The sequence below is a fragment of the Aquipuribacter sp. SD81 genome (assembly GCF_037153975.1).
In the GTDB taxonomy this organism is placed as follows: Bacteria; Actinomycetota; Actinomycetes; order Actinomycetales; family JBBAYJ01; genus Aquipuribacter.
Window position 1 is genome coordinate 1 of the sequence record NZ_JBBAYJ010000003.1, and the last position, 14867, is coordinate 14867.

Annotated in this window: 10 protein-coding genes and 1 tRNA gene; 4 read left to right on the forward strand and 7 right to left on the reverse strand. The window is 72.9% G+C overall.

The features are described 5' to 3' along the window. Positions 1-212 precede the first annotated feature (212 nt). Together gltB and pyk are read left to right on the forward strand one after the other, a co-directional pair. Entirely contained in the window at positions 213-4772 is a 4560-nt protein-coding gene (gene gltB / locus WAA21_RS02185) for a glutamate synthase large subunit (protein ID WP_336921106.1), read from the forward strand. 95 nt (positions 4773-4867) lie between these two features. After that, positions 4868-6310: a pyruvate kinase gene (gene pyk / locus WAA21_RS02190; protein WP_336921107.1), complete on the forward strand. Its 1443-nt coding sequence runs from the start codon at positions 4868-4870 to the stop codon at positions 6308-6310. Positions 6311-6326: 16 nt separating this feature from the next. On the opposite strand, the gene WAA21_RS02195 is transcribed toward pyk, so the two are convergent. Further along, positions 6327-6408, reverse strand: a tRNA-Leu gene (locus tag WAA21_RS02195). A 177-nt stretch (positions 6409-6585) separates the two neighbouring features. Here WAA21_RS02195 and WAA21_RS02200 point away from each other — a divergent pair. After that, the gene (locus WAA21_RS02200; protein ID WP_336921267.1) at positions 6586-7164 is read left to right on the forward strand and encodes an ANTAR domain-containing response regulator; all 579 of its coding nucleotides are present in this window, start codon (positions 6586-6588) and stop codon (positions 7162-7164) included. Between the two features lie 195 nt (positions 7165-7359). Continuing rightward, entirely contained in the window at positions 7360-8712 is a 1353-nt protein-coding gene (locus WAA21_RS02205; RefSeq protein ID WP_336921108.1) for an ABC transporter substrate-binding protein, read from the forward strand. A 572-nt stretch (positions 8713-9284) separates the two neighbouring features. On the opposite strand, the gene WAA21_RS02210 is transcribed toward WAA21_RS02205, so the two are convergent. From WAA21_RS02210 to WAA21_RS02235, 6 genes are all read right to left on the reverse strand, one after another. Then, complete coding sequence (locus tag WAA21_RS02210) at positions 9285-9998, reverse strand: ABC transporter ATP-binding protein (RefSeq protein ID WP_336921268.1); 714 nt, start codon at positions 9996-9998, stop codon at positions 9285-9287. Positions 9999-10099: 101 nt separating this feature from the next. Beyond that, positions 10100-11107 carry an ABC transporter ATP-binding protein gene (locus tag WAA21_RS02215; protein WP_336921109.1) on the reverse strand — a complete coding sequence of 336 codons (1008 nt, stop codon included), beginning with the start codon at positions 11105-11107 and terminating at the stop codon, positions 10100-10102. After that, positions 11097-12089, reverse strand: a complete 993-nt coding sequence (locus WAA21_RS02220; RefSeq protein WP_336921110.1) for a branched-chain amino acid ABC transporter permease — start codon at positions 12087-12089, stop codon at positions 11097-11099. Before WAA21_RS02220 ends, WAA21_RS02215 begins: the two co-directional genes overlap by 11 nt. Positions 12090-12102: 13 nt before the next feature. Continuing rightward, on the reverse strand, positions 12103-13458 hold the full coding sequence (locus tag WAA21_RS02225) for a branched-chain amino acid ABC transporter permease (RefSeq protein ID WP_336921111.1): 1356 nt from the start codon (positions 13456-13458) through the stop codon (positions 12103-12105). Between the two features lie 164 nt (positions 13459-13622). Beyond that, a complete protein-coding gene (locus tag WAA21_RS02230; RefSeq protein WP_336921112.1) occupies positions 13623-14399 on the reverse strand; it encodes a DUF554 family protein in 777 nt (258 codons plus the stop codon). After that, positions 14396-14848: a hotdog fold thioesterase gene (locus WAA21_RS02235; protein ID WP_336921113.1), complete on the reverse strand. Its 453-nt coding sequence runs from the start codon at positions 14846-14848 to the stop codon at positions 14396-14398. The genes WAA21_RS02230 and WAA21_RS02235 overlap by 4 nt, the downstream gene beginning before the upstream one ends. Positions 14849-14867 lie beyond the last annotated feature (19 nt).

Here is a 14867-nt window from a genome sequence, read left to right on the forward strand (position 1 = left end):
GGCCGGGCGCCCTCGTCGAGGAGCGCCCCGGTCGACCAGCGGCCGGTCGACGGGGCGCGCCCCGGGCGGCGCGCCCGGTCCGTGCGGCGGACGGCCGGCCGCGGCCCGCGCCCGGCCGCGTACGCTTGTGCCTCCGCCCGCACGCCCTCGAACCCTGCCCGGCCTCCCGCCGCGGCGCCACTGCACCACTGGACAGACCGGACGGTGAGCACATGACCCTGTCGGCCTACGAGCGCTTCGCTCCCCGCCCCCACGAGGGCCTGTACGACCCCGCGGCCGAGCACGACGCCTGCGGCGTCGCCTTCGTCGCGACGCTGCGCGGCACACCCGGGCACGACATCGTCGACCACGCCCTCACGGCGCTGCGCAACCTCGACCACCGCGGTGCCGTCGGCGCGGAGCCCGACACCGGCGACGGCGCCGGCATCCTCCTGCAGGTGCCGGACGCCTTCCTGCGCGAGGTGGCCGAGGACGTCGGCGTCGTCCTGCCGGCCGCGGGCCGCTACGTCGTCGGCATCGCGTTCCTGCCGCCGCAGGCCGATGAGCGCCGGATCGCGGAGACCGCGGTCGAGACCGTCGCGGAGGAGGAGGGCCTGCGCGTCCTCGGCTGGCGCGACGTCCCCGTGGCGGTCGACCTCGTCGGACCGACGGCGCGCGCGTACATGCCCGTCTTCCGCCAGGTGTTCCTCGTCCCCGCCGAGGGCGGTCCCGCGGACGGCCTGAGCGGCCTGGAGCTCGACCGCTACGCGTTCTGCGTGCGCAAGCGCCTCGAGAACGACCACGGCGTGTACTTCCCGTCGCTGTCCAGCCGCACGCTCGTCTACAAGGGCATGCTGACGACCGGGCAGCTCGAGCCGTTCTTCCCGGACCTGTCCGACCGGCGTCTCGCGACCGAGCTCGCGCTCGTGCACTCGCGCTTCTCGACCAACACGTTCCCGTCGTGGCCGCTCGCGCACCCGTTCCGGATGATCGCCCACAACGGCGAGATCAACACCGTCCGCGGCAACCGCAACTGGATGCGGGCGCGGGAGTCCAGCCTGTCCAGCGAGCTCATCCCCGGCGACCTCGAGCGGCTGTACCCGGTCAACGCGGTCGGCGCGAGCGACTCCGCGAGCTTCGACGAGGTGCTGGAGCTGCTCCACCTCGGCGGGCGCTCACTGCCGCACGCGGTCCTCATGATGATCCCCGAGGCGTGGGAGAACCACGCCGAGATGGACCCCGCCCGGCGCGCGTTCTACGACTACCACTCCGACATCATGGAGCCCTGGGACGGACCCGCCTCCGTCACCTTCACCGACGGCACCCTCATCGGGGCCGTGCTCGACCGCAACGGCCTGCGTCCCGCGCGGTACTGGGTGACGAGCGAGGGCCTCGTCGTCATGGCGAGCGAGACCGGCGTCCTCGACATCGAGCCCGACCACGTGGTCCGCAAGGGCCGGCTCCAGCCGGGCCGCATGCTGCTCGTCGACACCGGCCAGGGCCGGATCATCGACGACGCCGAGATCAAGAGCCAGCTCGCCGCCGAGCAGCCCTACGCGCGCTGGCTGGAGGAGAACCGCGTCCACCTCGCCGACCTGCCCGAGCGGGTGCACGTCGTGCACCCGGCGGCGTCGGTGACGCGGCGGCAGCAGACCTTCGGCTACACCGAGGAGGAGCTGCGGGTCCTGCTCGCGCCGATGGCGGCCAACGCGGCCGAGCCGATCGGGTCCATGGGCACCGACACCCCGCTCGCGGTGCTGTCGCAGCGGCCGCGGCTGCTGTTCGACTACTTCACGCAGCTGTTCGCCCAGGTGACGAACCCGCCGCTGGACGCGATCCGCGAGGAGCTCGTCACGAGCCTGCGCGGGGCGATCGGCCCGGAGCTCAACATCCTCGAGGCGACGCCGCAGCACTGCGCCCACATCGTCCTGCCGTTCCCGGTCATCGACAACGACGAGCTCGCCAAGATCGTCCACATCGAGGACGGCGAGGGCCGCCCCGCGACCGTCGTCGTGGCCGGCCTGTACCGGGTGGCCGGCGGCGGGGCGGCGCTCGCACGGCGCATCGAGGAGATCTGCGCCGAGGTGGACCGCGCGATCGGGGCCGGTGCGCAGTTCGTCGTGCTGTCCGACCGGGACTCCACCGCGACGCTCGCGCCCATCCCGTCGCTGCTGCTCACCGCGGCGGTGCACCACCACCTCATCCGCACCCGCGCCCGCACCCGGGTGGGGCTGCTCGTCGAGGCGGGCGACGTGCGCGAGGTGCACCACTGCGCGCTGCTCGTCGGCTACGGCGCCGCGGCCATCAACCCCTACCTCGCCATGGAGTCCGTCGAGGACCTCGTGCGGCGCGGCACGCTGCCCGTCGACGCCCCCACCGCCACGCGCAACCTCATCAAGGCGCTCGGCAAGGGCGTGCTCAAGGTCATGAGCAAGATGGGCATCTCGACCGTGGCGTCGTACCGCGGCGCGCAGGTGTTCGAGGCGATCGGGCTGGGCCAGGAGCTCGTCGACCGCTACTTCACCGGCACCACGAGCCAGCTCGGCGGCGTCGGAATCGACGTGCTCGCCGAGGAGGTCGCGCGCCGGCACGCCGTCGCGTACCCGCCGGACGGCGGTCCGACGGGCCCGCGCATGCTCGCGCAGGGCGGGGAGTACCAGTGGCGCCGCGACGGCGAGATCCACCTCTTCGACCCCGAGACCGTGTTCCGGCTGCAGCACGCGACCCGCGCCCAGCGCGAGGACGTGTACCGCGAGTACACGCGGGCCGTCGACGACCGCAGCACCCGCCTCGGCACGCTGCGCGGGCTGTTCCGGCTGCGCACCGACGAGGCGGCACCCGTGCCGCTCGACGAGGTCGAGAGCGTCGAGTCGATCATGACGCGGTTCGCGACGGGCGCCATGAGCTTCGGCTCGATCAGCCCCGAGGCCCACGAGACCATCGCGGTCGGCATGAACCGCATCGGCGGGCGGTCCAACACCGGCGAGGGCGGCGAGGCGGTCGACCGTCTCCTCGACCCCGAGCGCCGCAGCTCCGTCAAGCAGGTGGCCTCGGGCCGCTTCGGCGTGACGAGCATGTACCTCACCCACGCCGACGACATCCAGATCAAGATGGCGCAGGGCGCGAAGCCCGGCGAGGGCGGCCAGCTGCCCGGGCACAAGGTGTACCCGCTCATCGCGAGCATCCGGAGCTCCACCCCGGGCGTCGGCCTCATAAGCCCGCCGCCGCACCACGACATCTACTCCATCGAGGACCTTGCGCAGCTGATCCACGACCTCAAGAACGCCAACCCGGGGGCGCGGATCCACGTCAAGCTCGTCTCCGAGATCGGCGTCGGCACGGTCGCGGCGGGTGTGAGCAAGGCCCACGCCGACGTCGTGCTCGTGTCCGGCCACGACGGCGGCACGGGCGCCTCGCCGCTCACGAGCCTCAAGCACGCGGGCGCCCCCTGGGAGCTCGGCCTCGCCGAGACCCAGCAGACGCTGCTGCTCAACAATCTGCGCGACCGCATCACCGTGCAGGTCGACGGCGCGATGAAGACCGGCCGCGACGTCGTCGTGGCGGCGCTGCTGGGCGCGGAGGAGTTCGGCTTCTCCACCGCCCCGCTCATCGTGTCCGGCTGCGTCATGATGCGCGTCTGCCACCTCAACACGTGCCCGGTCGGCGTGGCGACCATGGACCCGCGGCTGCGGGCCAAGTTCGCCGGCAAGCCGGAGTTCGTCGAGACGTTCTTCCGCTTCGTCGCCCAGGAGGTGCGCGAGCACCTCGCGGCCCTCGGGCTGCGCTCGGTCGACGAGGCCGTGGGCCGGGCGGACCTGCTCGACACGCGCCGCGCGGAGGAGCACTGGAAGGCCGACGGCCTCGACCTGTCCGGCGTGCTGCACCAGCCGGAGGGCGTCCCCGCCGGCGCGGCGCGCCACAAGGTCGTCGACCAGGACCACGGCCTGGAGAAGGCCCTCGACCAGACGCTCGTCCAGATGTCCGCGGACGCCCTCGAGCGTGGTGAGCCGGTCCGGATCGACGTGCCGGTGCGCAACATCAACCGCACGGTCGGGACGATGCTCGGCCACGAGGTGACCCTGCGCCACGGCGAGAAGGGCCTGCCCGACGACACCATCGACATCACGCTCACCGGCTCCGCCGGGCAGTCGCTCGGGGCGTTCCTGCCGCGCGGGATCACCCTGCGGCTGTGGGGCGACGCCAACGACTACGTCGGCAAGGGCCTGTCCGGCGGGCGGATCGTGGTCCGGCCGCACCGGGGCACGCGCTTCAACACCCAGCGCAACATCATCGGCGGCAACGTCATCGCCTACGGCGCGACGGCGGGGGAGATCCTCATCCAGGGCGAGGTCGGCGAGCGCTGCTGCGTGCGCAACTCCGGCGCGACAGTCGTCGTGGAGGGCGTGGGCGACCACGGCTGCGAGTACATGACGGGTGGCACGGTCGTCGTGCTCGGGCGCACCGGGCGCAACTTCGCCGCCGGCATGTCCGGTGGGGTCGCGTACGTGCTCGACCTGCGCGAGGGGCGGGTCAACCGCGAGCTCGTCGACGTCGAGCCCGTCGACGACGCCGACGTCGAGCTGCTGCTGCCGCTGCTGCGCCGCCACGTGGAGGAGACGGGCTCGCTCGTCGCGGAGGACCTCGTGCTCGAGCCCGACGTGCTGCGCGCCCGGGTGAGCAAGGTCGTGCCGCGCGAGTACCGCCGCGTCCTCGCCGTCCGCGCCGAGGCCGAGGCCGAGGGCCTCGACGTCGACGGCGAGGAGGTCTGGCAGCGGATCGTCGCGCCGGCCTGAGGCGGCCGGCGGCGTCGTCGCACGCGTGTGCGCGCGGGTCCGCGCCCTGGACCCGCGCGCACGGAGCGCCCGCGGCGACGACTAGCGTGGGCGCCATGCGTCGCGCGAAGATCGTCTGCACCCTCGGCCCGGCGGTCGCCGGCACGGACCGGATCCGCCAGCTCGTCGAGGCGGGCATGGACGTCGCCCGCATGAACTTCAGCCACGGCGACCACTCCGACCACGAGCAGAACTTCGCCGACGTGCGGGCGGCGGCGGAGGCCACGGGCCGCAACGTCGCGATCCTGCTCGACCTGCAGGGTCCGAAGATCCGCCTCGGCCGCTTCGCCGAGGGCGCCACCGAGCTCGTGCCCGGCGCGGAGTTCACGGTCACCACCGAGGACGTCGTCGGCGACGGCGAGCAGGTCTCCACGACGTACGCGGGCCTGCCCGGGGACGTGTCCGCCGGCGACACCATCCTCATCGACGACGGCCGGCTGTCGCTGCGGGTGCTGTCGGTCGACGGTCCGCGCGTGCGGACCGAGGTCGTCGTGGGTGGCCGCGTGTCGAACAACAAGGGCCTCAACCTGCCGGGCGTGGCCGTGAGCGTGCCCGCCCTCACCGACAAGGACGTCGAGGACCTCCGCTTCGGGCTGCGGCTCGGCGTCGACCTCGTCGCGCTGTCGTTCGTCCGCAACGCGGTCGACGCCGACGGGGTCCGCGCGGTCATGGACGAGGAGGGGGTGCGCCGCCCCGTCATCGCCAAGGTCGAGAAGCCGCAGGCCGTCGAGCACCTGCGCGAGGTCGTCGACGCCTTCGACGGCATCATGGTCGCGCGCGGCGACCTCGGCGTGGAGCTGCCGCTGTACGAGGTGCCGCTCGTGCAGAAGCGGGCCGTCGAGCTCGCGCGCCGGCAGGCCAAGCCCGTCATCGTCGCGACGCAGATGCTCGAGTCGATGATCTCCGCGCCGCGCCCCACGCGCGCCGAGGCCAGCGACGTCGCCAACGCCGTCCTCGACGGGGCCGACGCCGTCATGCTGTCCGGTGAGACGAGCGTCGGGCAGTTCCCCTTCGACGCGGTCCGCACGATGGCCGACATCATCAGCAACACCGAGGAGCACGGGCTGGACCGGATCGCCCCGCTCGGCACCCGTCCGCGCACCAAGGGCGGCGCCATCACCCGCGCGGCCGCCGAGGTCGGCTCGACGCTCGGCGTGAAGTACCTGTGCTGCTTCAGCCAGTCCGGCGACTCCGCCAAGCGCATGAGCCGGCTGCGCAGCCCCATCCCGCTGCTCGTCTTCACGCCCTCGGAGGAGGCGCGCCGCGAGCTGGCGCTGTCGTGGGGCGTGCAGGCCTTCCTCGTGCCGACCGTCCTGCACACCGACGACATGGTCCGCCAGGTCGACGACTCGATGCTGAAGCACGGCCTGGGCGCCGAGGGCGACACCGTGGTGGTCGTGGCGGGCTCCCCGCCCGGCATCCCCGGGTCCACCAACGCGCTGCGCGTGCACCGCGTCGGCGACGCGGTGGCCGCGGTCGCCCCGGCCTACGAGACGTAGGCCGCCGGGCCCTGGGTGCCGGGTGGGGGATTCGAACCCCCACGCCCAGAGGGCAGCGCATTTTGAGTGCGCCGTGTCTGCCGTTCCACCAACCCGGCCGGACAGGACCCGTCGTCGACGGCCGCTAGGCTACCGCCGTGGCCAACAGCGACGACGCGACGACGGGTGTCAGCGACCCGTTCCTCCCGCCGGTCGGCACGACCGGTACCCAGGACGCCCCCGACGCCGGTGAGCAGCGTGCGTCCGACCCCCGGTCGGGCTCGCGCCGCCGGGTCGTGGTGGCGGAGGACGAGGCGCTCATCCGGCTCGACCTCGTCGAGATGCTCACCGAGGCCGGCTACGACGTGGTCGGCGAGGCGGGTGACGGCGAGAGCGCGATGCGCCTCGCCGAGGAGCAGCGTCCGGACGTCGTCGTCCTCGACATCAAGATGCCCAAGCTCGACGGCCTGAGCGCCGCGGAGCGCATCGCGTCCGCGCGGATCGCCCCCGTCGTGCTCCTCACGGCCTTCAGCCAGACCGAGCTCGTCGAGCGCGCCCGCGACGCGGGGGCCATGGCGTACGTCGTCAAGCCCTTCACCGCGGCCGACCTCCTGCCCGCCCTGGAGATCGCGGTCAGCCGCCACCAGGAGCTCGTGCAGCTGGAGGACGAGGTCGCCGACCTCGCCGACCGCCTCGAGACCCGCAAGCTCGTGGAGCGGGCCAAGGCGGCCCTGCAGTCGACGTACGGCATGAGCGAGCCCGAGGCCTTCCGCTGGATCCAGAAGACGTCGATGGACCGTCGCCTGTCCATGCGCGAGGTCGCCTCCGGGGTGCTCGCGGCGGCCGCGAACGCGGGCAAGCCGGGCGGGCGCTGAGCGCTCACGCAGCGCGACCGTCGCGGTACCGCCACCGCAGCTTCTTCGGTGTTCGGGGCTCGGCAGGTCACGAACCTGCAACGCCTCGGTAACCGTGGGCCCAGACTACTGACGCCGACCATCCGTTCGACTACGTTTCGTCGTCAACCGCACCGCCCGGTGCGGACGGCCCTTTGTCCCGAAGGAGCACCTCACATGACCCGACGCATGCGTGGATGGCAGACCGTCGCCGTCCTCGGTATCGCCGGTATCACGCTGGCCGCCTGTGGCGGCGGCGACAGCGAGCCCGAAGACACCGCAGCCGCCGGTGGTGACGACACCGCTGCCGCGGAGCCCACCATGGAGGACACCATGGCTGCGGAGCCCTCGACCGAGGCCTCCGGCGAGGCCACCGGTTCCGGCGACGGAACGCTCACCATCGGCACGCTGCTGCCGGAGACCGGCAGCCTCGCGTTCCTCGGGCCGCCCGAGTTCGCGGGCGTCGAGCTCGCCGTCCAGGAGATCAACGAGGCCGGCGGCGTGCTCGGCAACGACGTCGTCAAGATCGACGGCGACTCCGGCGACACGACCACCGACATCGCGACCCAGACCGTCACGCGCCTACTCGGCGAGGGCGTCGACGCGATCATCGGTGCGGCGTCCTCCGGTGTGTCCTTCACCGTCATCGACCAGATCACCGGTGCCGGCGTCGTCCACTTCTCGCCGGCCAACACGAGCCCCGACTTCACGGACTACGACGACAACGGCCTGTACTTCCGTACGGCCCCGTCGGACGTCCTCCAGGGCCGGGTCCTCGGTGACCTGCTCGTCCAGGACGGCTGCCTCGACGTCGCCGCCATCGTGCTCGACGACCCGTACGGCACCGGCCTGGCGGAGAACTTCACCGCCTCGCTCGACGCCGGCGGCGGCACGCTCGTCACCGAGCCGATCCTCTACCCGGAGGGCACGAACAACTTCTCCGCCCAGGTGACCCAGGTCGCCGACGCGGGCGCGGAGTGCGTCGTCCTCATCGGCTTCGCCGAGACCGTCCAGATCGTCAACGAGATGGTCGCGCAGGGCCTGCCCCCGACCGAGGTCCCCACGTACTTCGTCGACGGCAACCTCGCCGACTACAGCTCCGACAGCGACACCAACCTGCCCGCGGGCACGCTCGAGGGCAACAAGGGCACGCTGCCGGGCGCCGAGGCCCCGGAGGAGTTCCAGAACCGCCTGCTCGAGGTCGACAGCTCGCTGACCGACTTCTCGTACGCGGCCGAGTCCTACGACGCGGCCGTCGTGATCGCCCTGGCGGCGGTCGCGGCCGGCAGCGACGCGGGCACCGAGATCGGTGCGGCCATCCCGGACGTCACCCGTGAGGGCACCGAGTGCACCTCGTTCGCGGAGTGCGTCGAGCTGCTCGACGGTGGCGAGGACATCGACTACAACGGTGTCTCCGGCCCGATCGAGATGAGCGACCAGGGTGACCCGACCGAGGCCACCATCGGCATCTTCGAGTACGACGCCGAGAACAAGATCACGCGCGTCGACAGCCTGTCCGGCACCATCTGACAGGTCCGACGACCCGCACGCGCAGCGGCCCCCCACCCCGACCCGGGGTGGGGGGCCGCTGCGTCGTACGGGGGCCACGACGGCCCGGTCCCGTCGCCGGGCGGGGTACGGCGCGGCACAGGACCTCGCTCGAGCCATCCACCCCCCCGCGGGCCCTCCTGGCTGCACCGCAGCCCTCAGGGCGGCGTCGCGGGCCAGGGGCGTCCTCCGGGCTGCGGTGCAGCCCTGGTGGTGGCAGGGGTCGGCCTCGGCCCCGAGCCGCAGCCCTCGGGACGGCCCGGAGTCGGGCCGTCCGGGCCGCGGGGAGGCGTCCTGGCAGCGCGGATGTCCCCGGCGCGCGCGGAGCCCTCCGGGTGCTGCAGCGCAGCCGTGGTGGTCCCGTGGGGGCCGCTGAGGCAGTCGTCGGCGCTGTGGTGCAGCCCTGGCGGCGTCGTCGCGGCCGCACGCAGGGACGTGCCGACCGGGACGCCGTGAGCGTCGGCCGCCGGGTCGGAGCGCAGCGTCCCGGACGACGACGAACCCGCACCCCACGCGGGGGCACGGGTCCGCGTCGGCGCCGGCGGCGGCCGGGCTCAGGTGGCCTGGGCGAGGGTGCCGAGGTAGAGCTCGATGACCTTCGGGTCGTTGGCGAGGCCGCGGCCGGTGCCGGTGTAGGCGTTGCGGCCCTGGTCGAGCACGTAGCCCCGGTCGCAGATCTGCAGGCAGCGGCGCGCGTTCTGCTCGACCATGACGACGGACACGCCCGTCTTGTTGATCTCGCGGGTGCGCAGGAAGACCTCGTCCTGCTTGGCCGGCGACAGCCCCGCGGACGGCTCGTCGAGCAGGAGCACGCTCGGGTCCATCATGAGGGCCCGGCCCATGGCGACCATCTGCCGCTCACCGCCGGACAGCGAGCCCGCCCGCTGCGCGCGCCGCTCACCGAGGGTGGGGAAGAGGTCGACGACCACGTCGAAGCGGTCCTTGAACTTCTTCGGGTCCTGGTAGCAGCCCATCAGCATGTTCTCCTCGATGGTGAGGGAGGGGAACACGTTGTTGGTCTGCGGCACGAAGCCGACGCCCTTGCTCACGAGCTTGTTCGCCTTGAGGCCCGTGATGTCCTCGCCGCGCAGCATGATGCTGCCGGAGCGGACCTTGACGAGGCCGAACATGGCCTTGAGCAGCGTCGACTTGCCCGCGCCGTTCGGGCCGATGATGCCGACGAGCTCGCCGGGCCCGACGTACAGGTCGGTGCCGTTGAGGATGTTGACGCCGGGCAGGTAGCCCGCGACGAGCTCGTCGACGCGGATCTGCGCCTTCTCCGCCCCGGCGAGGTGGTCGTCGCGGCTGGTGACGGTCGAGCCGGACCCGCTCGGGGCCGTCGGGGTCGTCGGGGTGGTCGTGGGCTCGCTCACGCGCGTCCCTCCTCGTGGCGGGGAGCGGTCCCGGCGGACGTCGCCGGCCCCTCCTCGTGCCGGTAGTGCAGGCCACCGGGCTCGGCCATGGCCCGGTCCTCCTCGTCGAGCGGCTCGTCGTGGTGCCCGCCGAGGTAGGCGTCGATGACGGCCGGGTCCGCCATGACGGCGTCCGGCGGCCCCTCCGAGACGATCTTGCCCTGGGCCATGACGATGACCCAGTCGGAGATGTCGCGGACCATGTCCATGTCGTGCTCGACGAACAGCACCGTCATGCCCTGCTCGCGCAGGTCCTTGACGTGCCCGAGCAGCGACTGGGTGAGCGCCGGGTTCACGCCCGCCATCGGCTCGTCGAGCATGACCATCGTCGGGTCGCTCATGAGCGCCCTGGCCATCTCGAGCAGCTTGCGCTGCCCGCCCGACAGCGACCCCGCGAAGTCCTCCTTCTTGGCGTCGAGCTTGAAGCGGGCGAGGAGCTCCTCGGCGCGGGCGCTGATCTCCTTCTCCTGCGCGTGCCACAGGAACGGCAGCAGGGCCGGCAGCAGCCGCTCACCTCGCTGGCCCTGGGCGCCGAGGCGCATGTTCTCCAGCACGGTCAGGCGCGACAGCGCCTTGGTGAGCTGGAAGGTGCGCACCATGCCCCGGCGGGCGAGCTTGTGCGCGGACAGCTTCGAGATCGGGTCGCCCTCGAACGTCCAGCTGCCCTCGCTCGGCGTGTCGAAGCCGGTCAGCAGGTTGAACAGCGTCGTCTTGCCGGCGCCGTTCGGCCCGATGAGCGCCGTGATGGCGTTGCGCTGGATCTCCACGTGCTCGACGTCGACCGCGGTGAGGCCGCCGAAGCGCCGCACGACGCCGTCGGCGACGAGGATGGGGTCAGGCTTGCGGGCGCCGGGCTCGTGCGGGACGTCGGCGAGCGCGGCGGTCGCACGCTCCCGGTACGTGCCGCCGCGCTCGGCGGTGGCCGTCGCGCCGTCGTCGTGGGACTCGTTCAGATCAGCGGGCATCGAGGACCAGCTCCCTCCGGTCGCCCAGGATCCCCTGCGGTCGGAACGCCATGAGGAGCATGAGCGCGAGTCCGACCAGGATGAACCTGAACTGGCCGACCTGGACACCGTCCATGAGCCAGGTCGGGATGTAGCCGGCGCCGACGGCGCCGCGCAGGATCGTGTCTGTCAGGGACAGGGTGACCCACAGGATGACGGCCCCGAGCACCGGGCCCCACAAGCGGGCGGCGCCGCCGAGCAGGAGCGCGGTGTAGGCGAGGAAGGTCAGCTGCGTCGCGTAGTTGTCCGGCTGCACCGAGCCGCGCGACAGGCTGAGCACGAAGCCGGCGAGGGCGCCGATGACGCCGCCCAGGACCAGCGCCTGCATCTTGTAGGCGAAGATGTTCTTGCCGAGGCTGCGCACGGCGTCCTCGTCCTCGCGGATGCCCTTGAGCACGCGACCCCACGGGGAGCGCACGAGCAGCCACACGACGAGCAGCGACAGCGCGATGAGGAGCACGGCGAAGACGCGGATCCAGAGGCCGCGCTCGCTGTACGTCCACGGGCCGAACCCGTAGCTGCCCGACGGGAACGGGTTGGCGGCGTAGAAGTCGCGCGCCATGCCGTTGATGCCGTTCGAGCCGCCCGTCCACTCGTCGGCGGCGCTGGAGCGGGCCACGAACCGCCAGATCTCGGCGGTCGCGATGGTGGCGATCGCGAGGTAGTCCGCCCGCAGCCGCAGCGTGGGGATGCCGAGGAGCAGGGCGAGGACCGTCGCGGCGGCGAGGCCGACGAGGAACCCGACCCACAGCGGCTGGTCGAGGTAGGCGACCGTGATGCCGACGCCGTAGGCGCCCATCGCCACGAAGGCCGCCTGGCCGAAGTTCAGCAGGCCCGTGTAGCCGAAGTGCACGTTGAGGCCGATGGCGGCGAGGCAGAACACGAGCGTGTCGATGCCGAGGACGTTGGCCGCGGCGTTGTTGAGGATGCTCCCGAAGTCCATGGTGGTCGTCTCCTCAGCCCACGCGCTCGCGACGCCCGAGCAGGCCCTGCGGCCGCACGAGCAGGATGATGATGAGCACCGCCAGGGCGCCGACGTTCTTCAGCTCCGGCGGGATCACGAGCGTGCTCACCTCGATGAGCAGGCCGACGAAGACCGCCCCGAGCATGGCGCCGAACGCCGTCCCGAGGCCGCCGAGGACGACCGCGGCGAAGATGAGCAGGAGCAGCTGGAAGCCCAGGAGGAAGTTCATCCCCTGGGTGAGGCCGAAGAACATGCCCGACAGCGCCGCGAGCGCGGTGCCGACGACCCACACGACCCGGATGACGCCGTCGACGTCGATGCCGCTCGCCGCCGCGAGGGCCGGGTTGTCGCTCACCGCGCGGGTCGCCTTGCCGATGCGGGTGTAGAGCAGGCCGAGGGCGAAGGCGATGAGCACGACGACCGAGATGCCCATGACGATGAGGTGCGACGGCGGGATCCGGACGGAGCCGAACGCCAGCGGCGCCTGCGCCGCGAAGTCCTGGTAGAAGACCGTCTGCCCGCCGTACAGGTAGAGGAAGCCGTACCGGAGGAAGAAGCTCAGGCCGATCGAGAAGATCATCATGGCGATGAGCCCGATCTGCTTGCGTCTGAGCTGGCGCCAGACCGCCGTCTCCTGCACCCAGCCGAACGCGGCCGCGGCCAGGAGCGCCAGCGGGGCCGCGACGAGCAGGGGCAGGCCGGCGACCACGTGGAACGAGTACGTGATGAGCGCGCCGAAGGTCACCAGCTCGCCGTGGGCGAAGTTGGTGAGGCCCGTCGTGCCGAACACCAGCGACAGGCCGATGGCGGCGAGGGCGAGGATGAGCCCGAACCGCAGGCCCGACACCACGAGCTGCGGCAGGCGGTTCCACGGGATCTCGGCGAAGAAGCCGCCGACGTCGGCGGCGCCCTCGGTGCCGTCGCCGATGCCCGCCTGCAGGCGGAACGCGACCGTGCGCGGCGTACCGGGGTCGACGCGGGTGGTGAAGGGGTTCTCCTCCACGCCCAGGTCCGCGTCCTCCGGCAGCACGGACAGGTCGAGCTCGATCTCGTACTCGCCGGGCTGCGGCACGTCGAAGCTCACGGTGCCCTCGGCGTCGGTCTCGCCCTCGCCGACGACGTCGCCCTCGAAGCGGACGGTCACCGGGACGCCGGGGACGTCCTCCCGCGTCTCGTCGTCGCGCACGCGGACGTTGATCGTCTCGCCGCCCTCCTCCTCACCCCCCGACGCGAGGACGGCCGCGGGTGGCGGTGCGGCCTCGGGGGCGGCTGCCGCGTGAGCGGCTGCCGCCGGCCCGGCGGCTGTCAGTGCCAGGGCGAGCCCGGCGAGCGCGAGGAGTCGACGCACCCGTGTTCCTCCGTCGTGGCAGGGGGGTTGAGGCAGGGGACACCCGCGGCTGGGCCGCAGGCGGTGACGCCGGACTCTAGCCACACTCGGTACCGGTTGGGACCCCGCCGGGCGGAAAGTTCACCGGAAAGTGACACGAGGACCGGAACGTCCTGCGGTCGGAGTCACCCTGTCGCCGAACGGACGAGCGCCACCAGGACCGGCGCCACGACGAGGGCGGGGAGCAGGTCGCCGACCGGCACCTCCTTCACGCGCAGCAGCCGCAGACCGACCCCCAGCAGCAGCAGGCCGCCCGTGGCCGACAGCGCCGCGACCTGCGCGGCGTCGAGCAGGTCGCCGAGCAGCGCCCCCACCACGGTGAGCGTGCCCTGCACGACCGCGACGGACAGCGCGCTCAGCAGCACGCCGGAACCGAGCGCCGACGCGAACGCCGCGGCGGCGACACCGTCGAGCAGAGACTTCACGGCCAGCTCGTCGATGCCGCGGCCGAGCCCGTCGTTGACGGCGCCGAGCACCGTCAGCGGCCCCACGCAGAACACGAGCGAGGCGGTCACGAAGCCCTCGACGAAGCGGTGCTCCCCGGCCTCGCCGTCGCCCGGGGTCCGTCGGGTCCCGCCGACGCGCAGCAGCAGGGCCCGCAGGCGGTGACCGAGGCGCTCGAGGCGCTCCTCGATCCGCAGCAGCGCCCCCAGCACCCCGCCGAGCAGGGCCGAGCCGAGCACCACGAGGGCGGCGCCCGCCCCGACCGCCTCCGCGAGCGCGGGGTCCTGCACGTCGAGCACCGAGAGCACGGCGATGGACAACGTGCCGAGGCCGAGCGCGGCCATCGCGACGTCGCGGACCCGGTCCGGCAGGCGCGCGCCGAGCAGCAGCCCGACCGTCCCGCCGACGAGGACCGTGACGACGTTGAGGACGGTGCCGGCGCCGACGAAGAGGGTCACGCCCGCGTCGGGGCGGTCGAGGCGCCCGGCACGGCGTCGCGCAGCAGGCACGTGATGCGCGCGGTGCAGACCCGTCGGCCGTCGGCGTCGGTGACGACGACCTCGTAGCAGGCGAGCGTGCGGCCGAGCTGCAGCGCGGTCGCCGTGCCCGTCACCACGCCCTCGCGCACGGCTCGGTGGTGCGTGGCGTTGATGTCGACCCCGACCGCCACGCGGCCCTCGCCGGCGGCGAGCATGGCGCCGACGGAGCCGAGGGTCTCGGCGAGCGCGACGCTCGCCCCGCCGTGCAGCAGGCCGTACGGCTGGGTGTTGCCGGCGACCGGCATCGTGGCGACGAGCCGGTCGGCGGAGACCTCGAGCAGGTCGATGCCGAGCCGCTCGATGAGCGTGCCCGGGGTGCCCGCGCGGACCTGCTCCAGGCGCTCGGCGTCCTCGTCGGTCGGTGTCACACCGGGAGCCTAGGGTGGC

Coding starts and splice junctions, on each gene's coding strand:
- gltB (WP_336921106.1), top strand. CDS start 213: ATGACCCTGTCGGCCTACGAGCGCTTCGCTCCCCGCCCCCACGAGGGC.
- pyk (WP_336921107.1), top strand. CDS start 4,868: ATGCGTCGCGCGAAGATCGTCTGCACCCTCGGCCCGGCGGTCGCCGGC.
- WAA21_RS02205 (WP_336921108.1), top strand. CDS start 7,360: ATGACCCGACGCATGCGTGGATGGCAGACCGTCGCCGTCCTCGGTATC.
- WAA21_RS02215 (WP_336921109.1), bottom strand. CDS start 11,107: ATGCCCGCTGATCTGAACGAGTCCCACGACGACGGCGCGACGGCCACC.
- WAA21_RS02220 (WP_336921110.1), bottom strand. CDS start 12,089: ATGGACTTCGGGAGCATCCTCAACAACGCCGCGGCCAACGTCCTCGGC.